Consider the following 23,765-nt stretch of genomic DNA (forward strand, 5'->3'; position numbering starts at 1 on the left):
ACAATCTTTGTCTTCGTGGTTGAAACCACGGGCTATGCTTTAATTAGAGTGAGATTTTTAAAAAATCAAAAAGCATAATAAATCTGTCTATCTGCTAAATCTGCTAGAAACTAAAATTCACCACATAGATTATCTAAAATCTCCAATCAAAAAGTTTGGAGCAAAAAAAAACAGCCCAATAACCACAAAGAGCTGTTTTTAAAACTTACGTTTTTACTTTACTAACTATCTAACCTTAGTTTTATACTTATGAGAAGTATAACTTTTTTAGCGTACTGCTACGCTTGTAATTTTTTCAGCAGTTGTTTTGTAAACTGATGATATTGCTTTTGAAGATAAAGTCGTAACTTCATTATTTACGTTGATTTCGTATCTCACTTTTTTAGCGTTGTCTTCTACTTCTAAAAAGTAAGTTCCATCAGGAAAATCCTGTAAGCTGAAAGTTCTCAAAATTCCATCTTTTCCTGAAGCATTTTCAGAATAGAATAAAGTACCTTCTTTATCATATATAGCCAATTTTGCTTTTTGCAATTGGTTAAGTCCAAAAGTGATATTTTTTCCGTTTTTTAATACATGAAGATTAAAGTCCTCATTTCCATCAATCGCATAAGTACTTAAACCTGATAAAAGCACCGCACATACTAAACTTAATTTTACAATCTTTTTCATAGTATTTGTTTTTTAAAATTATATCTCTAATTCTCTGATGTAAAATTACTCAGCTTGTGTCTTTTTTATATCAACTCTATTTTCCAATTTATGTGCTATATTCTCATTTACGAAACCGTTATAGGTTAAAATTTGAATTATTTTAGGTGTTTTTGTTAATTCAGTTGTTATTTTTCAAGTATTTGTTATTGTTAATGTTTTTGAAAACTTCTAATTTTCTTACAGAAATATTAAATGTCTATAAAAATGGTAGATTTAATACGATATATTAAAAAAATCCTTAAGAAAAATATTAGTCATCTAAAAAATGAAGGTTTTTAAGCATTTTCAAGATTAGTATTTTAGCATATTTGATGAAAAATTCTCATTTGCGAAACCGTTATAGGTTAATTTTTGAATTATATTAGGTATTTTTGTTAAATTTGCTATTATTTTTTAAAAGGTTTTATCATGAAGACAATTGCCCCAGCTCTTGAAGTGATAACTAACTCATACGGAAGTTCTTTTACCTACACTAAACACGCCGAAAAGACCAATAGCAAAGCTCATTTATGGCATTATCATCCAGAGATTGAGTTGGTTTATATAAATGGTGGGGCAGGAAAAAGACAAATAGGAAGCCATGTTTCCTATTATACAAATGGTAGTTTGATTCTGATAGGCTCTAATTTACCGCATTGCGGTTTTACGAACGAACAAACGGGAAATGTAAATGAAACTGTTATTCACATCAAACCTGAATTTTTAGGGAATAATTTTTTCGCAGTACCGGAAATGAAAAAGATTCAAAATGTTTTGAGTCAGTCTAAAGGCGGAATTGCTTTTGGAGGTGAAACGAAAAAACAAATTGGAAAAAAAATCGAAATGATGGAAGATCAGCTTCCATTTGAGCGTCTGCTTACACTTTTAAGTATTTTGGATGAATTAGATTCGTCTGAAGAATACACGATGCTGAATGCAGATGGTTTTGCAATGGAACTGCAAACGCAGGATAACGATCGTATGAATGTTGTTTTTAATTATGTAAAAGATAATTTTCAGCAGTCTATTGCTATCGATGAAGTTTCGAGTTTGGTAAGTATGACGACTCCTTCGTTCTGTCGTTATTTTAAAAAAATATCCAATAAAACATTTACGGAGTTTGTAAACGAATATCGTTTGGTGCATGCTTCAAAACTTTTGGCCGAAAAACCAATAAGTATCAATGAGGTTTGTTATGAAAGCGGTTTTAATAACTTCAGCCACTTTAGTAAATCATTTAAGCAGTATACAGGTAAAAGCGCATCGCAATACCGTCACGAGCATAAAATTATAATTAGTTAATAGTTTTTATGTTTTGCCACGAATTACCCGAATTTCCACGAATTAGTTTGTGAAGAATGTGAGATATTTTTTGCCACAGATTAAAGGATTATAAAGATTTTAAAGTCTTTATATAAGTCAGCCAAAAAATAAATTCGTGCAAATTTGTGTAATTCGTGGCAAACCAGCTTTCAGGGAAAATAATCTTAGAATCATTTTAATCTGTTGCATAAAATAATAAATCCGATTAGCATAAAGCTGGTCGGATTTTTCATATAGTTTATTCGGAAAAAAGTATATTTACATTCCTTTAATCGAAAAAAAACTATCAAAATGAAAAATTTTAAAATTTTAGTATTTTTATTTTTTCTGTGTATTTCGTCAATGTCATACGCAGCAAAAGTAGATACTTTACAAATTGCAAGTACAGCTATGAGTAAAACCTACAAAGCGGCTGTAGTGTTGCCAAATTCTTATGCCAAAAGCAAAACGGCGTTTCCGGTAATGTATTTACTGCACGGCGCTTACGGACATTTTAGCGATTGGTTAAAAAATACTCCAAACAAAAAACTGGTTCAGAGCTTATCTGATCAATATAATCTGATTATCGTAATGCCCGAAGGTGAGACCTTTAGTTTTTATCTGGACAGTCCGGTAAATAAAGGAAGCCAGTTCGAAACTTTTATCACTCAGGAAGTAATACAGAAAGTAGATAAAACATATCGAACAATAAGCAATAGAAACGGACGTGTAATTACAGGACTTTCTATGGGCGGACACGGTGCGCTTTATTTATCAACTAAACACCCTGATTTATTTTGTGCTGCCGGAAGTATGAGTGGAGCAGTAGATATGAGTACAATGTTGAATCGTGAATCTTCGGCTCAGGTTGTAAAACTAATGCAGCCGGTTTTTGGAGACAAAAGCGACAACTCAGAATTATACGCACAGCACGCCGTTATGGGAATGCTGGATAAAATAAAAGCAAACAAACTTCCTTTAATTATAGATTGTGGTGTTGATGATTTTTTAATAGAACCCAACAGAGAATTACACCGAAGAATGGTATATAATAAAATAGAACACGATTATACCGAACGTCCCGGAGCACATACTTGGGACTATTGGGAAAATTCACTGCCTTATCATGTGTTGTTTTTTAATAAAATTCTGCTTAAAAATCAGGTTGTTAGCAAAAAATAAATAAAAATTGTCAAATTTTTAAACCTTAAGATTTTTTTTGGTTTGATTTTTGGAATACCTTTATAGTACAAACCTTAAAAAAATAATTATTATGAAAAAGATACTTACACTATTCGCAGTTGTTGGATTATTTGCATTTACAAGCTGTGAAGGAGATGAAGGGCCTCAGGGGGTTCCAGGACCAGAAGCAGAAGTTTTTGAACTTAAAAATGTTAACTTTGCATTTACTACTCAAGATGGTTATAATATTTATCAAAAGTTAACTCCTTTAATCTTCCCTTCTGATGTTATTTTGATTTATAGGTTAAATGGAACTATTGATGCAAGTACACCGGTTTGGCAACAAATACCAAGAACTTTATATACTTCTCAGGGAGAACTTGATTATGATTTTGACTTTAGCAAAGAAGATTTTACAATTTATGCGGGTGGAAATTATAATTTATCCCTAACACCGGAATTTTTGAATAATCAAACTTTTAGAATTGTTATCGTTCCAGGATATTTTTCAAGTACCGGTAAATCAGTTAATAAAGCAGATTATTCAGATTATAATGCTGTTATCAAGAAATATAACATTGACGATACAAATGTTAAGCAATTAAACTAGTTATCAAGTTTAAAAAAAAAAAGGAAATCGTAAGATTTCCTTTTTTTTTTGGTTCAATAAAGTTCAACCTATGTTTGTTAAAAATAAGTGAAACGCCTTTTTAAAGTATCTGAATCTATGTTTCTATGTGTTGGAGTAATTAATTAGAACTAGTTAAAAGTTTTAATGATGGTCTAAATCAGAATCAGTAAGTTCTTTTTCTTTTCCGAATTTAAGCGAAACCAGAATTCCCACTAAAAGAGAAAGGGCTATGAATCCTAAAGAAGCCCATTCCGGAACGTGAATGAAATCGTGAAGCAGCATTTTTAATCCTACGAAAGCTAAAATAGCAACTAAGCTGTATTCTAAATAACTGAACTTTGCCAGCATATTTGCCAAAAAGAAATACATAGAACGTAATCCAAGTATAGCAAAAATGTTTGAACTGAATACCAAAAACGGATCTGAAGTAATGGCAAGAATAGCCGGAACACTGTCTACAGCAAATAAAACGTCCATAAACTCAATTACAATCAAGGCAACAAAAAGTGGGGTGGCAGCTTTCTTTCCTTTTTCGGTTAGAATGAAAAATTTCTCATGTTCCATATGAGAAGTAATAGGAATAATTTTTCCTAATGTTTTGTATATAAAAGAATCTTTGGGCTGAAAATCATCATCTTCTCCCGAAAACAACATTTTTACGGCCGTAAATAATAAGAATAATCCAAATAAGTAAGTGGTCCAGGTAAATTTATTAATCAGCATTACCCCAAAGAAAATCATTAAACCACGGAAAATAACCGCGCCTAAAATTCCCCAGAATAAAACGCGATGCTGGTATTTTTGCGGAATCTTAAACGAGGCAAAAATAATAGCGATTACAAATATATTGTCTACACTTAGAGATAATTCGATTAAATATCCCGTAATAAATTTCATAGAAGCAACGGCAGGTTTTAAGCCATCGGGATTTTCGATATAATCTGTAGTGTATAGCCAATAAATTACTCCGGAGAAAAGAAAGGATAAAGTAACCCAAATCAAAGTCCATTTGCTGGCCTCTTTAGTACTAATGATATGTGGTGTTTTATTGAATACACCCAAATCTAAGGCAAGAATAAAAACTACAGCTAGTAAAAACAAAGTCCAGACTATCATGATGATTTTTTTTTTTTAATGATTTACAAAGGTAAGTTATGAAATTTAACTGAAAAATTAATTAGGTTAAAGTTAACTTCGAAAGAATATGCAGGAACTTTGTCAAAGTTTTAAACTTTGACAAAGTTTTTCACTGCGATTTGACTTTTACACCAACAAAAAAAAGTGCCATCGTAATTGATGGCACTTTTTAGAATATATACTAAGCTTTAAATTATAGCGCTGAGTTAACAGTTTTGATAATTCTTGCAGCGATTTTGTATGGATCTCCGTTTGAAGCTGGTCTTCTGTCTTCTAACCATCCTTTCCATCCTTTTTGAACAGTCATTAAAGGAATTCTGATAGAACATCCTCTGTCTGAAACTCCATAAGAGAAATCGTGGATAGATGCAGTTTCGTGTTTACCAGTTAAACGTTGGTCGTTGTAAGCTCCGTAAACCGCGATATGCTCAGCAGTAACAGGACGGAAAGCCTCACAAATTCTTTCGTAAGTTGCCTGATCTCCACAAGTTCTTAATACATTGTTAGAGAAGTTAGCGTGCATTCCAGAACCATTCCAGTCTGTATCTCCTAGAGGTTTAGGGTGGTATTCAATATAGTAACCGTATTTTTCAGTCAAACGATCTAATAAGTAACGAGCAACCCAGATTTCGTCTCCGGCTTTTTTAGCACCTTTAGCGAATAATTGGAATTCCCATTGTCCGCATGCAACCTCTTGGTTAATACCTTCAAAGTTGATTCCGGCAGCGATACATAAATCAGCATGTTCTTCTACTAGTTTTCTTCCGTGAGTGTTTTTTCCACCTACAGAGCAGTAGTACATACCTTGTGGAGCAGGATAACCTCCAACAGGGAAACCTAATGGCAATAAAGTTTTAGTATCCATAATGAAGTATTCTTGTTCGAAACCAAACCAGAAATCATCATTATCATCATCAATAGTAGCTCTACCGTTAGAAGGGTGTGGTGTTCCGTCAGCATACATAACTTCACACATTACTAACCATCCGTTGATACGAGTTGGATCTGGATAGATTGCAACAGGAACTAATAAACAGTCAGAAGATCCACCTTCAGCTTGTCTTGTTGACGAACCATCAAATGACCAATTTCCAAGTTCTTCTAATGTTCCTTTGAAATTTTCGTGCTCTTCAACTTTAGTTTTACTTCTAAGATTTTGAGTTGGTTCGTATCCATCTAACCAAATGTACTCTAACTTAATTTTAGCCATAATAATATAAATTTATTTTTTTTGTTTTTTCGCTGGGTCAAATATAGATTTATTTTTTTAGTCCTAAAAATTAGGGGGCTATTTTGTTGATCGGACTATAATTTTTTTGAGAAGCGCAATTTTCAAAGGGGTATATTTTAAAAAAAGCAATTTTTAACACCTTAAAAAAATAAATTCGTAAAAATAAAGGGAAGTTTTTGGTTTTTAGGGTTAAGGAATTATGAAAAAATGTTTATTTAATGAATAATACTAAGGTTTTTTGTTATATTTCTTTACAAGGCAAACATTATTCTTGGTAAAAAGCTCCTTCTGTTGAAAAATTGTTGTCTAAAATTCTAAAATATAGCTGCAAAACAGGGGTATTTATTGTTTATATTTGTCGATCATTTTTTTAATGAAAATTATTACGAATTTTTAAAATTATACACATGTCAACATTACGTTTCCAAGCTTTAAAAGAAGCTTCTACAAGAAAGCCGGTGCATTTTGAAGAAATTGATCGAAAATCTAATCTTTTTGGTTCAAATGTTTTTAATGAAAAAGCCATGAAGCAGTATTTGACTTCAGATGCTTTAAAAGGAGTGAGAGATGCTATTCAGCACGGAACTAAGATAGAACGAAAATTAGCAGATTATATCGCCATGGGAATGAAAGAATGGGCGTTGGCAAAAGGCGTTACTCATTATACACACTGGTTTCAGCCTCTTACAGGTACAACTGCAGAAAAACACGATGCTTTTTTTGAAACTTCGTATGACGGAAGTGATCCTGTAGAAAAATTTGGCGGTGCACAATTGGTGCAGCAAGAACCGGATGCGTCGAGTTTTCCTAACGGCGGTATCAGAAATACATTCGAAGCAAGAGGTTATACAGCGTGGGATCCAACTTCACCTGCTTTTATATATGGAACCACTTTATGTATTCCAACCGTTTTTATTGCCTATACAGGTGAAGCTTTAGATAATAAGATACCTTTATTAAGAGCATTATCTGCAATTGACGAAGCAGCGACAGAGGTTTGTAAATATTTTGACAAAAATGTAAAAAAGGTAACAGCTACTTTGGGCTGGGAGCAGGAATATTTCCTGATTGACAAAGCTTTGGCAAATTCACGTCCGGATTTAATGATGACAGGAAGAACTTTATTAGGACATACATCTGCAAAAGGACAACAGCTTGACGATCATTATTTCGGATCTATCCCAACTCGTGCGCTTACTTATATGAGAGATCTGGAGCAGGAATGTATGTTATTAGGTATTCCGGTTAAAACGCGTCATAATGAGGTAGCTCCAAATCAATTTGAGCTGGCACCTATTTTTGAAGAAACCAATCTTGCCGTAGACCACAACTCTTTATTAATGGATGTGATGCAGAGAGTAGCAGAGCGTCATGATTTTAAAGTTTTATTTCACGAAAAACCATTTAAAGGAGTAAACGGTTCAGGAAAACACAATAACTGGTCTTTGGCAACAGATACCGGAGTGAACTTATTGAGTCCGAGTAAAACGCCAATGAGCAATTTACAGTTCCTGACTTTCTTTATTAATACCATAAAAGCAGTAAATGATAATGAAACCTTGCTTCGTGCCTCAATCGCGACAGCAAGCAACGATCACAGGTTAGGGGCAAATGAGGCACCGCCGGCAATTATGTCTGTATTTATTGGAGCACAATTGACAAAAGTTTTATCTGAATTAGAAAGCGTAACAACAGGAAAACTTTCTCCAGAAGAAAAGACAGATTTGAAACTGAATGTTGTAGGTAAAATTCCAGACGTATTATTAGACAATACAGATCGTAACAGAACTTCGCCATTTGCTTTTACAGGAAATAAATTTGAGTTTAGAGCCGTTGGTTCCAATTCGAACTGTTCTAATGCAATGACTACTTTAAATGCAATTGTAGCAAAACAGTTAATTGACTTTAAAAATGAAGTAGAGAATCTGATCGAGTCAAAAGACATGAAAAAAGACGATGCTATTTTTAATGTTTTAAGAGAATACATCAAACAATCTAAAAAGATTCTTTTTGAAGGAGACGGTTACAGCGAAGCATGGGAGAAAGAAGCAGGAAAAAGAGGTTTAAGCAACTTTAAAACAACACCCGAAGCTATTAAAGCTAAAGTTTCTAAACAAGCTTTGGATTTATTTGCTGAACTTGGAATTTTTAATCACGTTGAAGCCGAAGCGCGTTACGAAATTGAATTAGAAGAATATACCAAAAAAATTCAGATTGAAGGACGAGTTTTAGGAGACATTGCCAGAAACCATGTTATTCCTACTGCAATTCGTTACCAAAATACTTTAATTGAAAATGTAAAAGGTTTAAAAGAAATCTTTGGAAAAGAGTTTGAAACGATTGCAAAAGAACAAATTACTTTAATTAAGGAAATATCAGGGCATATTGAAGGAATCAATTCTAAAGTATTGGCAATGACCAATGAAAGAAAAAAGGCAAATCAATTAACAGATGCCCAAAAAATGGCCGAAGCTTACTGTAATAAAGTAAAACCTTATTTTGAGGATATTCGTAATCACTGCGATAAATTAGAACTTTTAGTTGATGACGAAAGCTGGACCTTAACAAAATACAGAGAATTGTTGTTTACAAAGTAAAATAATTCAATACACATCTATAAAGCCCATCTAATTAAAGATGGGCTTTTTTTATTGTTATGTTAAAATAACACATATTGAACATTGTTTTTAACAAATGTTTGGGGGTAAATGTAAAGAAATTGCAATAAGAAAGTAATTTCTTACTTAAATTTTTTGACAATTCAGTAGTTCATCGAGATAGTTTTACAGTTCATCGAAAAGAGGTTAAGTAATTGAAAAATAGGTGTTTTTACATGAATCGGATATTAATAAGTTTTCTAATTTTGGTCAAGAGAAAAAGAAAATAAGATTCGATTTTATTTTCGAATGAAGATGTAAAGTCCCCCCAGATTTTCGCCCCCCAAATCAAAACCTGCATAATAAGTTGTATTAATAACCAATTAAATATATTTATTATGAAAAAAGTAATTTTAAGCATCTCAGCGATGCTGTTTGTGGGAGTAGCGGCGTTTGCGCAAGGAAACACCTCTTCAGTAAACCAAGTTGGAAATTCTGACACTGGTATTGTAAACCAAAACGGAACAACTAATGATTCTAAAATAGATCAGTTAGGAAATTCGAACAAATCTGAGGTTTATCAGGGAATTCAGCCTGCTTTGTACACTGCAGTAAGCAACAAAGCTGACGTAAAACAAGATGGTAACAACAACGGAGCGTTTATTTCTCAAAGTAACCATGACAACCAGGCTTATCAAACACAAAAAGGTAACAGCAACGCAGCTACTATCTGGCAAGATCAAATTGTTAATGCACCAAGTTCAACAGGCGGATTTGACAAAGCCTGGCAAACACAAACAGGTAACAGTAACACAGCTACCATTGACCAAGGTACTACTGGTAACGAAAAACCAACAGGACTTCCTTTTAACGCAACTCAATTAGGATATGTTAATGCTGTTGGCGTTCCGGTTGGTCCTCACAGTAAAAATGAGGCAACTCAAACTCAAAAAGGAGACAACAACGTAGCTTATGCAAGCCAAGGTGGTGTTTCTAATAAATCATGGCAGACACAAACTTCTCCAAGCGGAACTTCTGCTGCAGATAAAAACACTTCAAACCACTATCAATATGGTGATAATAACGAAGCTACATCTGTACAAAACGGAACTAAGTTAACTGAAAACACATTGCAGATTGGTAACTTAAACAAAGCAACTGTAACTCAAACAGGAGCTGCTCACAGCAGTATTGCTTTCTCTAAAGGAAACAGCAATGTAATCTCTGTTACTCAAAGCAACTAAAGGCTTAAAACAAAAATGTGATAGCCGTAGAACGGCTGTCACATTTTTTTAATTTAAAATATATCAAAATGAAAAATTTCATTCTATATATACTCTTGTTGATTCTGTATTGTCCGGCTTTTTATGGCCAGAATAATAAAGAAGACAACTCTGAATTCAATCATTATAGTTCTTCTCTTTTTAATTCAAAAGAAAGTGCCATGAGTGTAGTTTCGGTTTTGGATAAAAAAGCGGTAAACGATTTAAACTCGAAAATCCAGCCCGGAATTCAAATCCAGCAGATTGGAGATTTAAATAAAGTCAGAGCCAATTTACAATCAAATGAAACCAAAGTTTCTATTGACCAAAAAGGCAATGTAAACGAATTGCTTTTAGATAAAAAAGCCAAAACGATTACGCAAAATGTTGTACAGCAAGGAAACAACAATAAGATCAACGATTTTACATTAAACACAAATTATAATGTAAATATGGAAATGATTCAAAAAGGCGATAATCAGAACATTCAAAATATTGGAACCAATTCACTGTCAAAAAACATGAAAATTACCCAAACAGGAAATGGAGCTTCCATAATTCTTATCAACAAATAAATTAAAACATGCGTTTTTTAAACAGACATATTACCATTTTAATGCTGCTTTTTACACTGGTTTTTTACGGTCAGGTGCCGCAGGATAAAATAAAAGCAAAATTAGAAATTGAAAAGGTTGAAGGTAATGTAAAAATTACCGGTACGGCAGAAAACTTAACAGATGTTATAAGAAGCGCTTCGTACAGATTGTCTGTAATAAAAAATAATAATAAAAGTAATAATCAGTCAAATAATGACCAAGTTGGAGTTTTTACCCTGCAGCCAAATGAGATACAAAAATTATCAACATCACAAATCAATCTTCTGGAAGATGATGCAGTAGTAGTGCTGCTTTTGTTCTATGACGAAAACAAGCAGATAATCTCAAAAGACCGCGTGGTTTTGGGTGAAGAAAAAAAAAAGATGATCCAGTAATTCTTCCGGTTGACGGATTTATTTTAAGAGGAATTATTACGGATGATACCAAAACCAAAATGGGTAAAGATTTTTATGACAGGTATTATTACAAGTACAATGATATTGGAATCAACGCTGACAAAATAGTTACAATAGGTGAAGAATATAGTTTTGCAAGAAACACCGCTATAACCGTGTCTATCGACAATGAGGTTATATACGAGTTTTTGGCCAGACCAGACGACGAATTTTTAGACGCTGTTGCAGAAGAATCTGTAAATGCAACTTTTACCTATTTGAAAGAAAAAGAAAAAGAGCGCAAATATTTCACTCAGTATTAATTTTATTATTAACGACATGAAATTTATAACCACCCTCGTAGTATTCCTGCTTATTTCTCCATTTATAAATGCGCAGGCTTTAGTTTATAAACCTGTAAACCCTGCATTTGGCGGAGATACTTTTAATTATCAATGGCTTTTGAGCAGTGCCGAGGCTCAAAATAAGCAAAAAGATAAAACAGCCGAAACAAAACAGCAGACAGACTTAGAGCGATTTAAAGCCAATTTAAATTCGCAGCTGTTAAGCCAGATTTCGAGCACACTTTACAAACAACAATTTGGTACTGATGGAATTAAAGAGGGTTCTTACACCTTCGGGAGCTATTCTATTGACGTTTATCCATCAGCAGATGGACTTACGCTGAATATTTTAGACACCAATACAGGCGAACAAACTCAGGTAATCATTCCAAATAAATAACATGAGACTCCATTACTACCTATTTACTTTGATCGTATTTCTTTTTACGGGCTGCGGTGCATATTTTAATCAGCCAACCGGAGTTGAAAAAGCAATTTTAGGAGAAAGTACTCCTGCGACATCTTTATTAAAAGACCTGCCAAAACCAAAAGAACAAGTTGTAGTTGGGGTTTATAAATTCCGTGACCAAACCGGACAATACAAACCACAGGAAAACGGAAGCAGTTTTAGCACGGCTGTAACACAGGGCGCGACTTCAATTTTAATAAAGGCTTTAGAAGATTCAAAATGGTTTATACCAATTGAACGTGAAAATATCGGAAACCTGCTTCAGGAGCGAAATTTAATTCGTGCCACCAGACAGGAGTATGTAAAAAACGCCAATCCAAATGAACCACAGTTAACCCCTTTATTGTATGCTGGAGTTTTATTAGAAGGCGGTATCGTTTCGTACGATTCTAATATTATAACAGGAGGTTTTGGCGCTCGGTATTTTGGTGCCGGCGCATCAGTAAAATACCGCCAGGATCGTGTAACTATTTATTTAAGAATGATTTCAACCTCAAACGGAAAAATTTTAAAATCAGTTTACATCTCCAAAACCATTCTGTCACAGGCAATAGATGAAAGCTTATTCAGATATGTAAATTTTAAAAGACTATTAGAAGTTGAAACAGGTTACACCACCAACGAGCCCGTTCACATGGCGGTAACAGAAGCCATAGAAAAAGCGGTTGAATCGTTAGTTCTAGAAGGTCTGCAGGATAATATCTGGGAAGCCGATGCACCAAAATGGCAGGTTGATAATTTACTAAAAGCCTATAATGAAGAAACTAAAACTGCCGATACAAGAGCCTTATACGGAAGAAATCTGGAAAACAGAAGAAGTAAATTTGCAATCGAAATTTCAGGAGGTACAACCTTAATGGATGGAGATTACAAAGATCCTCTTTTAAGACCATTTGGGCGCGGCGCTTTGAAATACTTTATTACCCCCGGATTTAATATCAGTGCTTCTACAAATGTTGTAAATCTTGCCAACAAAAATTTACTCGATGTGGGTTATATCACGTATGATCTTAATCTCGAATGGATTTTACTTCCCAAAGACCGATTAACGCCTTATCTGTATGGCGGCGGCGGATTAGCAATGAACAAGAAATTTGAAAACACTTATGGTAAAGTGCAATACGGGCTGGGTCTCGAATATATGGCATCTGATCGAATTGGAATAAAATTATTTGGAGAGCAAAATATTAATTTTAGTGATAATGTCGATTATGTAAAAGCAGGAACCAGAGACGATTACTATTATAAATTTGGTTTTGGGCTTACTTACTATTTTGCAAAAAAGAAAAAGTGAAAAGAGGTTATCTCAAAGTAAAAAGATGAAATTTAAATTTAAAAACAAATTATAATGAAGTATTTATACAAAATAGCGAGTGTACTTTTTTTATTGTTTTTGGTTTCGTGCAGTGAAGAAAAAATAGGAGAATCAGAATATGGAACTGTTACCGGAAAAGTAGTTTCGGCAGATACTTTTGAGCCGATGGAAAACGTAAAAATATTATCAAGTCCAACATCAAGCACCGTATTTACAGATGAAACCGGAAAATTTACCGTTTCGAACGTAAAAGTAGGAGAATACTCTTTTCAGGCACAAAAAGACGGATATGCAGCAAAATTTGAAGCCATAAGCGTAACAACAAATAATACATCAGAAATTGTATTCGAACTCAGCAAATCGATATCAAACAACAAACCGCCAACAGTTCCGGCTTTGGTAAGTCCGGCAGATAACAGCACTGCGCAGGCCGTTTCGCTCGATTTAACCTGGACAGCCACAGACCCGAATACGGATGTGCTTACCTTTAAAGTTATTCTTAGAAATGACAGTAACAGCGAAGTGAAAACTTTTGAAGATATAAAAGACAAAAAACTTACTCTGACAGATCTTTTATTTGGAACAAAATATTATTGGCAGGTTGAGGTTAGCGACGGAATAAACACTCCGGTTTTAAGTGCTGTAAATGCTTTTACAACAATAGCGTTTCCCGTTACAAGATATTTATTTGTAAAGAAAATAGGCGACAACAATGTGATTTTTACATCAGATGATGCCGGGAAACAATATCAGTTAACCAGTTCAGATAAAAATTCGTGGCGTCCAAGAAGAAATCATCAGTCTAAAAAAATCGCCTTTATTGCAACAAACGGCTCACAAAACGATATTTATACAATGAATTTTGATGGAACCGAAATTAAGAGAGTGACAAATTCAGTTCCAATCGCAGGTTTTAATGCAGATTATATAGGATATTCCTGGAATGCTTCGGGAAGTGAATTTATTTATCCAAATTTTGATAAACTATACCGGATAAGCAGTGACGGAAGCGGTCTAACCAAAATATTCCAAACGCCAAACGGCAAATTTATATCTGAATGCGATTGGAGCGCCGATGGAACAAAAATTGCCGTTAAAGTAAACGATGCAAACGGATATAGTGCCGAAATTTATATCATCAATACATTGGGAGCTGTTACAGCCTCTGTAATTGCAGGACAAACAGGGGCAATTGGCAGTGTGCATTTCTCGGTTACCGGATTAAGATTGATATATACCAAAGACATTACAGGTTTTGAAAACTCAACCTATCGACAGTTAGATACCAGAATTTTCGAATATAATTTTGTAACCGCTTCTTCGTATCAAATTGCAACCGAAAAACCTTCGGGAACAAATGATTTAGATGTTCGGTATTCTCCAAACGAATCAGAACTAATATTTACAAATACTTCAAACGACGGTATTTCAATAAAAAATATTGTAAAAACAAGTATTGGAGTGACCAATTCAAGAACCGTTCTGTTTACCGGAAGCTCGATGCCCGATTGGGAATAATGTAGAAATGCCAAAATAACCAACATAATTTAATCTGAGAAAATCGGCGGTATTCAAATCTGCCGATTTTTTTTGTGAATCAGGCACAGGAATCAATAAAAGAATTAAAAAAAGCGATTATCTTTGCACGACATCAACACAAACTAATTTTCATGAGTTCAGATTCTAGCAAAAGATATGCACAAAGAGGTGTTTCGGCATCAAAAGAAGACGTACATAACGCTATAAAAAATATTGACAAAGGATTATTTCCGCAGGCATTCTGCAAAATTGTTCCTGATTATTTAACACAAGACGATAAGCATTGCTTAATTATGCATGCTGACGGAGCAGGTACAAAATCATCTTTGGCATACATGTACTGGAAAGAAACAGGAGATCTTTCGGTTTGGAAAGGAATCGCTCAGGATGCTCTAATCATGAATATTGACGATTTATTATGTGTTGGTGCAACCGATAATATTTTACTTTCATCAACCATCGGAAGAAATAAAAATTTAATTCCGGCTGATGTAATTTCGGCCATCATTAACGGAACGGAAGAATTAATCAACGAACTCAAATCTTTTGGCGTAACAATTCATTCGACCGGAGGAGAAACAGCAGATGTTGGAGATGTAGTTCGTACGATTATCGTCGATTCAACTGTTACAGCACGCATGAAACGTGCCGATGTTGTAGATAATGCGAATATCAAAGCTGGAGACGTAATCGTAGGTTTGGCTTCTTTTGGTCAGGCATCTTACGAAAAAGGATACAACGGCGGAATGGGAAGCAACGGATTAACTTCTGCCCGTCACGACGTTTTTGGAAAATACTTAGCTAAAAAATACCCTGAAAGTTACGATGCTGCTGTTCCGGAAGAATTAATTTATTCTGGTCAGGTAAATTTAACTGATGAAGTAGAAAACAGCCCAATAAACGCAGGCCAATTAGTGCTTTCTCCAACCAGAACGTATGCACCAATTATCAAGAAAATTTTAGATAAATACACCCCAGGCGACATTCACGGAATGGTGCACTGCAGCGGTGGAGCGCAAACTAAGATTTTACATTTTGTTCAAAATTTACACATCATAAAAGACAATTTATTTCCGGTTCCGCCATTGTTCAAGTTGATTCAGGAACAATCAAAAACAGATTGGAAAGAAATGTATCAGGTTTTCAACTGCGGTCACCGTATGGAAATTTATGTTCCGGAAAATATTGCACAAGATATTATTGAAATTTCAAAATCATTCAATGTTGATGCCCAAATCGTAGGAAGAGTAGAAGCATCCGATGCTAAAAAACTAACTATTACCAGCGAATACGGAACATTCGAATATTAATATTTTTTAAAGTTTCTAAGGTTCTGAGTTGCTAAGATTCTAAGTTAGAAGGTTGTCAACTTGCAATCAAAGTAAAAATTAAAATTTATTCACCATCTAATTTGTAGAGGCGCACAGCAGTGCGTCTCCCGCAAAGTTGATAGAAATAGAGAGAATTGAAATGTCAGGCTGAGCGAAGTCGAAGCCCTGGTTCCAATTTTCCAATATTCAATTTCGGTAACAATGAAGATATGTTATATAAAATAATAACAATTAGCTTTTTTAGGAGCTAATCCCGCTATCCGTTGCAATCTTTTATTTTTTAAAGAAAAAAATAAAAGGATTTTCACTACTATCGGGGCTAAAAAAACACCAGGCTATGTACGAATTACTTTTTTGGAGATATTTAGAGGAGGTTTACTTAAACCATCATGAAGTTTACGAAGCCCTTGTAGAAAGAGAAGATGTCGAAGGTCTTGAGGCACTTCCTGTTGAGGTAATTATCAATCGTATCAATTCTGTTTTCTCAAAATGGGAAAGAGTTGATGAAAACAGCTGGAAAAACAATGATGGTAAAGGCGCATTTCAGGTAATTACAACTCCTCAAAGTGTAAAAATTGACTGTTACGGAACCGAAGGAAAAGCCATGAATCAGTTAGTCGATTTAATGGCAGAATTCAAATGCCCGTTGTACGATCCGCAAGTTCCGGCGCGATATGACGAAATGAGTGAGTAATAAACTTTGTGAATCTTTGAGTATTTTAGTGAATCTCTGCGAAATAGCTATTACACAAAGTTGCACTAAGATTTCACAAGACACACAAAGAATAAAAATATGAGCACAACCTCTAACTTTAGTTTTTCAGATAATGTAGTTTTAGAAGACGATTTAGTTTTATTGCGTCCTTTACAAGAGTCAGACGTCGAAAATTTACTTGAAATTTCGATTAATGAACCCGAAACCTGGAAATATTCCTTAGTTGGTGCAGACGGAAAAGAAAATTTGACCCATTATATTCAATTGGCAATTAAGGCAAGAGAAAACCAAAAAGAATTTCCGTTTATAGTTTTCGATAAAAAATCTCAAAAATATGCAGGCTCGACCCGTTTTTATGATATCCAGCTTGATTTTAAAACGTTGCAGTTAGGATATACCTGGTATGGATCTGCTTTTAGAGGAACGGGATTAAACAAACATTGTAAATTTCTATTATTACAATTTGCTTTCGAAACCCTTGGAATGGAACGAGTAGAATTCCGCGCTGATAATAACAACCAGCGAAGCATTGCCGCTATGAAAAGTATAGGCTGTAAAGTTGAAGGCGTTCTAAGAAGTCATATGCCCACACAAGATAAAAATGTCCGTCGTGATTCCATCGTTTTGAGTATTCTAAAAAATGAATGGTTTAACGAAGTAAAAGAAAATCTAAAAAATAAGCTTTAAGAGAGCAGTCAGGCTCGCCCATTTTACAAGGAAACAATATGTACCGTTCCTACGGAACTTTACTCATGCAAAATCTTTTCGGTTTATCAATAATTCATTTTTAAAAATGAGCCGTTAGGCTCGCCCATATTGTAGGGCTGGATTTTAATCCAGTCTAGGAACAAAAGGAAAGAAAAGAACCATAGGTTCGACCCATTTAATTCTCCACAATCAACCATTAACAATTCGCCATTCACCATTCACCATTAACAATTAAACCCTACCCATCTTTCAATAACAAATTTTGTTCTTTTCTAAGTTTTACCACCAATTGATCAATGTGAGTTTTTATCTTTTGAGGTAAAGAATTCCAGTTGGCGTCTTTCTTAAAACTTCTGCAATAATCTAAATCACATTCAACCGCGCGGATTACGTACTTTTTGTTTTTGTAAACCGTAATAATTTTTACGCGTCTTATTTCACCATACTCCGTTTTTGATCCGTATACAATCACCGGGTCAACATACCCGTCTCCGTCAAGATCTTTGGTGTTGCAATATTTTGTCCAGAACCAAATCGTAGTTTCTTTAGGTTCATAATCTTCCAGTAAATCATTAATCCTCCATTTTTCAAGGAAGCCGCCATGATCGTTCATCACGCAGATCGCCTGAATTTTGGTGTTCAAAGTATCTTTTTTTGAAATATTCTTTTGATTTTCGGTCAAAACCAAATTCGTGACACCGCCTTTATCACTGTATTCAAAAGCTCTGTAAATAGGAAAATCCGAAATTCCGTTAAGCTCTCTTTGAGCTATTTCTTCTTTTGTTAATTTATAACTTTCAACTTTTTGAGAAAAACTAAGCATAGAATTTAAGAGAAAGAGCAGTATCGTAATTTTTTTCATTTTTGGCAGTTAATTTTAGAAAACCAAAGATATTCAAATGAAAACTAGTTTAGAATTTAAATTTTTAAAAAGGGCAATTTTATTGTAATTTTCTCAACTGAAAACATTTAATAACGCCCCATGAATATGATACAAAAAACAGGTTTTCATTTTTTAATTGGAATCTTGCTATTTGCTTTTGCAGTTAATATAAATGCGCAAAATAAAACAGATAAGCTTAAAAATTTAATTCAATACGTTGATCCAATGATCGGAACAGCCAAAATGGGACATACTTATCCCGGCGCTACAGTTCCGTTTGGAAGCGTGCAATTAAGTCCGGAAACTGATACGATTGCTTATAGTGTAAACGGAAAGTACAATGGCGATGTGTATAAATATTGTGCCGGCTATCAATATGAAGACAAAACAATTGTAGGTTTCAGCCACACCCATTTCAGCGGAACAGGCCATTCTGATTTGGGCGATTTTCTAATTATGCCCACAACAGGAAAATTGCAATTGAACCCGGGTGTTGCATCCAAACCTCAATCAGGTTACCGATCAGCGTTTTCGCATTCCACGGAGAAAGCAGAACCGGCTTATTACAGTGTGCTTTTGGAAGATCACAATATCAAAGCCGAATTGACTGCAACAACCAGAGTCGGGATGCATCAATATACTTTTCCAAAGTCAGATGAGGCTCATATTATTCTCGATCTAACCTCAGGCATTTACAATTACGATAAAAAGAATGTATGGACTTTCGTGCGTGTAGAAAACGATACTTTAATTACAGGTTATCGCCAGACTAACGGCTGGGCGAGGACCAGAACGGTTTATTTTGCAATGTCTTTTAGCAAGCCAATTAAAAGCTACGGACAGGCGGTGCAGGAAAAAAGTGTGTACAGAGGTTTTTGGGGAAGATTCGATCAAACGAAAAATTTTCCGGAAATGGCAGGACAAAATCTAAAATTGTTTTTTGATTTTGATACTAATGAAGGCGAGAAAATCAAAATAAAAATGGCGTTATCTCCCGTAAGTTCTGCCGGAGCATTAGAAAACATGAAAAAAGAAATTCCGGATTGGGATTTTGAACGTGTTAAAAAGCAAAGTCAGGAAATATGGAATAAGGAACTGAATAAAATCCAGGTTGAAACCATTCAAAAAGAAGATTTAGTCAACTTTTATACTGCAATGTACCACGCCTTTTTAGGCCCAACAGAATATATGGATCTGGACGGAAATTATAAAGGTTTGGATATGAATGTTCACAAAGCCGAAAACTTTAAAAATTATACAAGTTATTCACTTTGGGATACTTATAGAGCCTTACATCCTTTATTCAATATTGTACAGCCTTCCAGAAACGCAGATATGATTAGTTCTATGCTGGCGCACTCAGATCAAAGCGTTCATAAAATGCTGCCTATTTGGTCACATTATGCCAACGAAAACTGGTGCATGATCGGGTATCATTCGGTTTCTGTAATTGCCGATGCTATTGTAAAAGGAAACACAAATTTTGATAAGGAAAAAGCACTTCAGGCCTGTGTAAATACGGCCAAAGTACCTTATTATGACGGATTAGAATATTATATGAAAAAAGGATATGTTCCGGAAGATAAAAACGGAGCATCGGTTTCTAAAACTTTAGAATATGCTTATGATGACTGGGCAATTGCTCAGGCAGCAAAGAAATTAGGAAAAACAGATGTTTATAATGAATTCATAGAAAGATCGAAAAATTATAAAAACGTTTATGATGCTAAAACAGGATTTATGCGTCCTAAATTAAATGACGGTACTTTCAAAAAAGAATTCGACCCACTTGACACACACGGACAAGGTTTTATTGAAGGAAATTCATGGAATTACAGTTTATACGTGCCGCAGGATCCGGCCGAAATGATTAAAATGATGGGTGGCAATGATAAATTTAATGTTCGTTTAGACTCTTTATTCAATATGCATTTACCTGATAAATATTTTGAAAACACAGAAGATATTACGAGAGATGGAATCATCGGCAATTATGTTCACGGAAACGAACCTTCGCATCATGTAGTGTATTTATACAACTGGACCAATTCTCCATGGAAAGCGCAGGACAAAATCAGAATGATTCTGAAAAAGATGTATAGAAATGGTGCCGATGGTTTAGGCGGAAATGACGATTTCGGGCAAATGAGTGCCTGGTATATTTTCAGTAGTTTAGGTTTTTACCCTGTAGCACCGGGTTCTGATGAATATGCTTTAGGAAGTCCATTGGTTAAAAAAGCAGTTTTTAATTTAGAAAACGGAAAGAACTTCGAAGTTGAAATCGTAAATCAATCAGATAAAAATGTATTTGTTTCAAAAGTACTTTTGAATGGAAAACAATTAGACAAGCCTTTCTTGAAACATGCAGCTGTTATTAATGGCGGCAAAATTACTTTTTACATGAGTTCAAAACCGAATAAAAGTTTTGGATTATAGAATAGATATCATCTTTGTCAGTTTTAAACTTTGACAAAGACTGAAGGTTATTTAATTAAAGTCTAATTCGTGAAAATTAATTTAGCAAAGTAAAATTTGTGTAATTCGTGAAATTCGTGGCGAAAAAAAAGCGAAATTTGCATTTCAAATAAAGACAATCAAATATGAAAATAAATTTAAAATCAGGAATTGATAAACTGCTTTTCGGAATGAAGCAGAACGATGTAACGGCTGTTTTAGGAAAACCTGATAAAAACTATAAGGACGAAGATGATAATGTAATTTTTGTTTACAATTCATTGAAAGCCAGACTGACATTTTATGAAGAAGAAGACTTAAAACTAGGTTATATCGTAGCATCGAGCAATAATCTGGAAGTTTTTGGATTCAAAATAATCGGAAGAAATATTGCGGATGTGAAGAAAGATTTCGCTGCAAAGGGAATTACGAAATACAATCAGGAAACTTTTGATACTTTCGAAAATTACTTCAACGAAGACAATTGGTTTATCCTTCAAACCGAATTTGATGAGGTTGTGAAATTCGAAATAGGAGCCATTATCAATAACAAAGACGAATTTGACTGGAAGTTTCCGGTGAAGAAATAGTATATCGACAACTTTGTCAAAGTTTTAAACTTTGACAAAGTTCTTAGAATAAAAAAAACCGACAATCACTTGTCGGTTTTTTTGTTATTGTAGCTAAAAGATTACCCCTTTAACCATGCATTTTTAAGTTTCTCTTTTGAAGCATCAGCGGCTTTAAACGTTTCAGATTCTTCGTATGGTAACTTTACAGTTCCTTTTACAATTTCTTCTTTACCGGCACGTTTAATTTTTACTGTAATTGGATCATTTTCTTTCCAGTTTTCACTTTCTGTAATAAGATCGTAAATGTTTTCTAGAGAATACGGTTTGTTATTAACCGCTAAAATAATATCACCGCCTTTTAATTTTAAGTTCTTGAAGAATTCATTTGCTTCAATATCAGAACGAACAATGATTTCTTTTGTCTGCTTGTCAATCGTAATATACGGAGTTTGTCCTTTTAAGAAAATCGATCCTGGTTTTTTCTCCGTTGCTTTTGCTACACCAACTTTTGCTAAATAAAAATCGTAAGGAATTGGAGTAGTACCGGCTACATATTTGTTTAAAAATTCCCCAACTTCAGGATACGTAAGCTGTGTAATTTTAGCAAATAATTCGTCGTCATTAAATGGTTTATCAACACCATATTCTGTTGATAATTTATGCATTAAATCAAGAATTCCTCTTTCTCCGTTGCTTTTTTCTCTAATGATAATATCGATACACATTCCAATTAGAGCTCCTTTTTGATATACGTTTAAGTATTGGTCTTTATATGGTTGTTCCAGTACGTTTTTACTCATAACCGTAAACGACATGGTATCATTTAAGCCTTTTGCCTGCTCAATTTTATCAGCAATACGAGAGTAAAATTCTGCCTCATCAATTAACCCCTGATTAATTTGAAAAAGATTCGCAAAATACTCTGTTACACCTTCATACATCCATAAGTGCTCCGACATTTTTGGTGCATTATAATCAAAATACTGAATTTCTTTTGAGTGGATGGTCAAAGGGGTTACAATATGAAAAAATTCATGAGAAACTACATCTTTCATTGATTCTACCAATTTTTCTTTTGGCATAGATTCAGGAAGTACAACTGTAGTGGCAGTTGGGTGCTCTAAAGCTCCAAATCCGTGTGCGTCATCTTTAGCCATGCTTGATAAATACAATAAAACAGTATATTTTTTAGTTGCATTTACTTTACCCAAAAAGTTCTTTTGAGCTGTCATCATTGTTTTCATTTCCGGAGTGATACTTTCTGCAGTAAATTTCCCTGTAGGAGAATATACAGCAATTAAAATATCCATTCCGTTTACATTGAAAGTGGTATAATCTGGTTTAGAATACATAATTGGGTTTTCAACCAAAACAGCATAACGAGGCGTTGTAAAAACATCGCTTGTTTTGCTTGCATCTTCATCTGTCATAGAAGTGGCACCCCAAAGTGTTTCAGGATGTGTAATGGTAACTTTGTACGGAACTTCTAAATTGTCTTTAAAATAACCTACAAAACCATGTGTGTTTACCATGAAATTTACACCTGCATTGATATTAGTTCCGGCTGGAGAGAAAACATCATCGTTGCCAAATCCGGTTCCTTTTTCGGTATCAAAAGTATCATTGACTAAATAAGTGATTTTTTTTAATGCTTTCGCATTTGAAATCGACCATGAATTATCGTCAATTCTTTTTACGGTCAAGGCATTTCCTTTGGTATCAAAAGCTTTAAAATCTTCTGAATATTTTCCGTAGTTATCAGTAGAATAAGTTCCCGGAACTGTTTTTGGAATGCTGTATACGACTTCATCTGTTTTAATTTTCGGAGGAGTTACCGTTACTAAAACTTTGTCATCTTTTACATCAACCAAATTAATATTAACTTCTACGACATTGCTTTTTCCAGCAGAAGTGCTCCCTGTTTTACAGCTCCAAAGCGTTACCGCAAGGGCTAAGGTGTAAAGTATTTTTTTCATTTGTTTATGTTTAGTTATATGCATTTGACTTAAAAAAGATATAAATGTTACAAGGAGATTTAAAAATAAAAAAAACTCCCGAAAAACAGGAGTTTAGATCTTTAGTCGAATTTGTTTTTTATGTAATATTTACCATCCAAATCTTCGTCAAAATCATCAATTTTAATTGGTTTTGGTTTAGGTTTATTCGCAATAGCCTTCTTTTTCCACATCTCAAATTTTTCAAGAGGCATTTTCTTTTTCATGATTTCAAGAACTTCTTTTTCTGCCAATCCAAATTCTTTTTTTATGATTTCAAATGGATTCCTTTCTTCTAAGGCCAACGAAACTAGTTTTTCCGTTTGTTCCCAATTCAATTCTTTGCGGTTACTCTTTTTCATCTCGTGAAAATTAATTCAAAATAGAGGGTTAATGATTAATAGATTGATTTTCATTT

General features: G+C 34.2%; 22 protein-coding genes. 16 read left to right on the forward strand and 6 right to left on the reverse strand.

Annotation, left to right across the window (positions count from 1 at the left end; translation table 11 throughout):
* Positions 1-267: 267 nt before the first annotated feature.
* The gene (locus BKM63_RS12625) at positions 268-669 is read right to left on the reverse strand and encodes a secretion protein (protein WP_071636935.1); all 402 of its coding nucleotides are present in this window, start codon (positions 667-669) and stop codon (positions 268-270) included.
* Between the two features lie 450 nt (positions 670-1,119).
* Here BKM63_RS12625 and BKM63_RS12630 point away from each other — a divergent pair, with 450 nt between their 5' ends.
* From BKM63_RS12630 to BKM63_RS12640, 3 genes are all read left to right on the forward strand, one after another.
* A complete protein-coding gene (locus tag BKM63_RS12630) occupies positions 1,120-1,992 on the forward strand; it encodes an AraC family transcriptional regulator (protein ID WP_071636936.1) in 873 nt (290 codons plus the stop codon).
* A gap of 312 nt (positions 1,993-2,304) precedes the next feature.
* A complete protein-coding gene (locus BKM63_RS12635; RefSeq protein WP_071636937.1) occupies positions 2,305-3,174 on the forward strand; it encodes an alpha/beta hydrolase in 870 nt (289 codons plus the stop codon).
* Between the two features lie 91 nt (positions 3,175-3,265).
* Positions 3,266-3,784, forward strand: coding sequence for a hypothetical protein (locus tag BKM63_RS12640; RefSeq protein WP_071636938.1), 519 nt, complete (start codon positions 3,266-3,268; stop codon positions 3,782-3,784).
* 162 nt (positions 3,785-3,946) lie between these two features.
* Here the strand turns inward: BKM63_RS12640 and BKM63_RS12645 are convergent, their stop codons facing one another.
* Both BKM63_RS12645 and BKM63_RS12650 read right to left on the reverse strand, forming a co-directional pair.
* The gene (locus BKM63_RS12645) at positions 3,947-4,921 is read right to left on the reverse strand and encodes a TerC family protein (protein WP_071636939.1); all 975 of its coding nucleotides are present in this window, start codon (positions 4,919-4,921) and stop codon (positions 3,947-3,949) included.
* A gap of 214 nt (positions 4,922-5,135) precedes the next feature.
* Positions 5,136-6,152, reverse strand: coding sequence for a glutamine synthetase beta-grasp domain-containing protein (locus BKM63_RS12650; protein ID WP_071636940.1), 1,017 nt, complete (start codon positions 6,150-6,152; stop codon positions 5,136-5,138).
* Positions 6,153-6,580: 428 nt separating this feature from the next.
* On the opposite strand from BKM63_RS12650, the gene BKM63_RS12655 reads away from it, so the two are divergent.
* From BKM63_RS12655 to BKM63_RS12705, 11 genes are all read left to right on the forward strand, one after another.
* Positions 6,581-8,770: a glutamine synthetase III gene (locus BKM63_RS12655; RefSeq protein WP_071636941.1), complete on the forward strand. Its 2,190-nt coding sequence runs from the start codon at positions 6,581-6,583 to the stop codon at positions 8,768-8,770.
* A 398-nt stretch (positions 8,771-9,168) separates the two neighbouring features.
* The gene (locus BKM63_RS12660; RefSeq protein WP_071636942.1) at positions 9,169-10,014 is read left to right on the forward strand and encodes a hypothetical protein; all 846 of its coding nucleotides are present in this window, start codon (positions 9,169-9,171) and stop codon (positions 10,012-10,014) included.
* A 68-nt stretch (positions 10,015-10,082) separates the two neighbouring features.
* A complete protein-coding gene (locus BKM63_RS12665; RefSeq protein WP_071636943.1) occupies positions 10,083-10,607 on the forward strand; it encodes a hypothetical protein in 525 nt (174 codons plus the stop codon).
* An 8-nt stretch (positions 10,608-10,615) separates the two neighbouring features.
* Positions 10,616-11,023, forward strand: coding sequence for a hypothetical protein (locus BKM63_RS12670; protein ID WP_071636944.1), 408 nt, complete (start codon positions 10,616-10,618; stop codon positions 11,021-11,023).
* A gap of 35 nt (positions 11,024-11,058) precedes the next feature.
* On the forward strand, positions 11,059-11,346 hold the full coding sequence (locus BKM63_RS12675) for a CsgE family curli-type amyloid fiber assembly protein (protein WP_274253715.1): 288 nt from the start codon (positions 11,059-11,061) through the stop codon (positions 11,344-11,346).
* A 16-nt stretch (positions 11,347-11,362) separates the two neighbouring features.
* On the forward strand, positions 11,363-11,767 hold the full coding sequence (locus tag BKM63_RS12680) for a curli production assembly/transport component CsgF (RefSeq protein ID WP_071636945.1): 405 nt from the start codon (positions 11,363-11,365) through the stop codon (positions 11,765-11,767).
* Position 11,768: 1 nt separating this feature from the next.
* Positions 11,769-13,130, forward strand: a complete 1,362-nt coding sequence (locus BKM63_RS12685) for a CsgG/HfaB family protein (protein WP_071636946.1) — start codon at positions 11,769-11,771, stop codon at positions 13,128-13,130.
* 54 nt (positions 13,131-13,184) lie between these two features.
* Positions 13,185-14,669: a carboxypeptidase regulatory-like domain-containing protein gene (locus BKM63_RS12690; RefSeq protein WP_071636947.1), complete on the forward strand. Its 1,485-nt coding sequence runs from the start codon at positions 13,185-13,187 to the stop codon at positions 14,667-14,669.
* A gap of 152 nt (positions 14,670-14,821) precedes the next feature.
* Positions 14,822-16,000, forward strand: coding sequence for an AIR synthase related protein (locus tag BKM63_RS12695; RefSeq protein ID WP_071636948.1), 1,179 nt, complete (start codon positions 14,822-14,824; stop codon positions 15,998-16,000).
* A 358-nt stretch (positions 16,001-16,358) separates the two neighbouring features.
* Positions 16,359-16,715: a hypothetical protein gene (locus tag BKM63_RS12700; protein WP_071636949.1), complete on the forward strand. Its 357-nt coding sequence runs from the start codon at positions 16,359-16,361 to the stop codon at positions 16,713-16,715.
* Between the two features lie 99 nt (positions 16,716-16,814).
* The gene (locus BKM63_RS12705; protein WP_071636950.1) at positions 16,815-17,423 is read left to right on the forward strand and encodes a GNAT family N-acetyltransferase; all 609 of its coding nucleotides are present in this window, start codon (positions 16,815-16,817) and stop codon (positions 17,421-17,423) included.
* A 259-nt stretch (positions 17,424-17,682) separates the two neighbouring features.
* Here BKM63_RS12705 and BKM63_RS12710 read toward each other — a convergent pair whose 3' ends face one another.
* Complete coding sequence (locus BKM63_RS12710) at positions 17,683-18,306, reverse strand: M949_RS01915 family surface polysaccharide biosynthesis protein (RefSeq protein ID WP_071636951.1); 624 nt, start codon at positions 18,304-18,306, stop codon at positions 17,683-17,685.
* A 120-nt stretch (positions 18,307-18,426) separates the two neighbouring features.
* On the opposite strand from BKM63_RS12710, the gene BKM63_RS12715 reads away from it, so the two are divergent.
* Positions 18,427-20,763, forward strand: coding sequence for a GH92 family glycosyl hydrolase (locus BKM63_RS12715; protein WP_071636952.1), 2,337 nt, complete (start codon positions 18,427-18,429; stop codon positions 20,761-20,763).
* Between the two features lie 164 nt (positions 20,764-20,927).
* Positions 20,928-21,371 (forward strand): hypothetical protein, encoded by a 444-nt coding sequence (locus BKM63_RS12720; protein WP_071636953.1) that lies wholly within the window; start codon positions 20,928-20,930, stop codon positions 21,369-21,371.
* Positions 21,372-21,472: 101 nt separating this feature from the next.
* Here the strand turns inward: BKM63_RS12720 and BKM63_RS12725 are convergent, their stop codons facing one another.
* A complete protein-coding gene (locus BKM63_RS12725; protein WP_071636954.1) occupies positions 21,473-23,329 on the reverse strand; it encodes a peptidase M61 in 1,857 nt (618 codons plus the stop codon).
* A gap of 101 nt (positions 23,330-23,430) precedes the next feature.
* Positions 23,431-23,709, reverse strand: a complete 279-nt coding sequence (locus BKM63_RS12730) for a DUF2805 domain-containing protein (protein ID WP_012024427.1) — start codon at positions 23,707-23,709, stop codon at positions 23,431-23,433.
* Positions 23,710-23,765 lie beyond the last annotated feature (56 nt).

The sequence above is a fragment of the Flavobacterium johnsoniae genome (assembly GCF_001879205.1).
Classification (GTDB): Bacteria; Bacteroidota; Bacteroidia; order Flavobacteriales; family Flavobacteriaceae; genus Flavobacterium; species Flavobacterium johnsoniae_A.

Excerpts from the sequence above, each read along its gene's own strand:
- BKM63_RS12650 (WP_071636940.1), bottom strand. The coding sequence starts at position 6,152 with ATGGCTAAAATTAAGTTAGAGTACATTTGGTTAGATGGATACGAACCA.
- BKM63_RS12625 (WP_071636935.1), bottom strand. The coding sequence starts at position 669 with ATGAAAAAGATTGTAAAATTAAGTTTAGTATGTGCGGTGCTTTTATCA.
- BKM63_RS12685 (WP_071636946.1), top strand. The coding sequence starts at position 11,769 with ATGAGACTCCATTACTACCTATTTACTTTGATCGTATTTCTTTTTACG.
- BKM63_RS12690 (WP_071636947.1), top strand. The coding sequence starts at position 13,185 with ATGAAGTATTTATACAAAATAGCGAGTGTACTTTTTTTATTGTTTTTG.
- BKM63_RS12725 (WP_071636954.1), bottom strand. The coding sequence starts at position 23,329 with ATGAAAAAAATACTTTACACCTTAGCCCTTGCGGTAACGCTTTGGAGC.
- BKM63_RS12715 (WP_071636952.1), top strand. The coding sequence starts at position 18,427 with ATGAATATGATACAAAAAACAGGTTTTCATTTTTTAATTGGAATCTTG.
- BKM63_RS12635 (WP_071636937.1), top strand. The coding sequence starts at position 2,305 with ATGAAAAATTTTAAAATTTTAGTATTTTTATTTTTTCTGTGTATTTCG.
- BKM63_RS12645 (WP_071636939.1), bottom strand. The coding sequence starts at position 4,921 with ATGATAGTCTGGACTTTGTTTTTACTAGCTGTAGTTTTTATTCTTGCC.
- BKM63_RS12720 (WP_071636953.1), top strand. The coding sequence starts at position 20,928 with ATGAAAATAAATTTAAAATCAGGAATTGATAAACTGCTTTTCGGAATG.
- BKM63_RS12640 (WP_071636938.1), top strand. The coding sequence starts at position 3,266 with ATGAAAAAGATACTTACACTATTCGCAGTTGTTGGATTATTTGCATTT.
- BKM63_RS12680 (WP_071636945.1), top strand. The coding sequence starts at position 11,363 with ATGAAATTTATAACCACCCTCGTAGTATTCCTGCTTATTTCTCCATTT.
- BKM63_RS12710 (WP_071636951.1), bottom strand. The coding sequence starts at position 18,306 with ATGAAAAAAATTACGATACTGCTCTTTCTCTTAAATTCTATGCTTAGT.
- BKM63_RS12705 (WP_071636950.1), top strand. The coding sequence starts at position 16,815 with ATGAGCACAACCTCTAACTTTAGTTTTTCAGATAATGTAGTTTTAGAA.
- BKM63_RS12655 (WP_071636941.1), top strand. The coding sequence starts at position 6,581 with ATGTCAACATTACGTTTCCAAGCTTTAAAAGAAGCTTCTACAAGAAAG.
- BKM63_RS12670 (WP_071636944.1), top strand. The coding sequence starts at position 10,616 with ATGCGTTTTTTAAACAGACATATTACCATTTTAATGCTGCTTTTTACA.
- BKM63_RS12730 (WP_012024427.1), bottom strand. The coding sequence starts at position 23,709 with ATGAAAAAGAGTAACCGCAAAGAATTGAATTGGGAACAAACGGAAAAA.
- BKM63_RS12695 (WP_071636948.1), top strand. The coding sequence starts at position 14,822 with ATGAGTTCAGATTCTAGCAAAAGATATGCACAAAGAGGTGTTTCGGCA.
- BKM63_RS12700 (WP_071636949.1), top strand. The coding sequence starts at position 16,359 with ATGTACGAATTACTTTTTTGGAGATATTTAGAGGAGGTTTACTTAAAC.
- BKM63_RS12660 (WP_071636942.1), top strand. The coding sequence starts at position 9,169 with ATGAAAAAAGTAATTTTAAGCATCTCAGCGATGCTGTTTGTGGGAGTA.
- BKM63_RS12665 (WP_071636943.1), top strand. The coding sequence starts at position 10,083 with ATGAAAAATTTCATTCTATATATACTCTTGTTGATTCTGTATTGTCCG.
- BKM63_RS12630 (WP_071636936.1), top strand. The coding sequence starts at position 1,120 with ATGAAGACAATTGCCCCAGCTCTTGAAGTGATAACTAACTCATACGGA.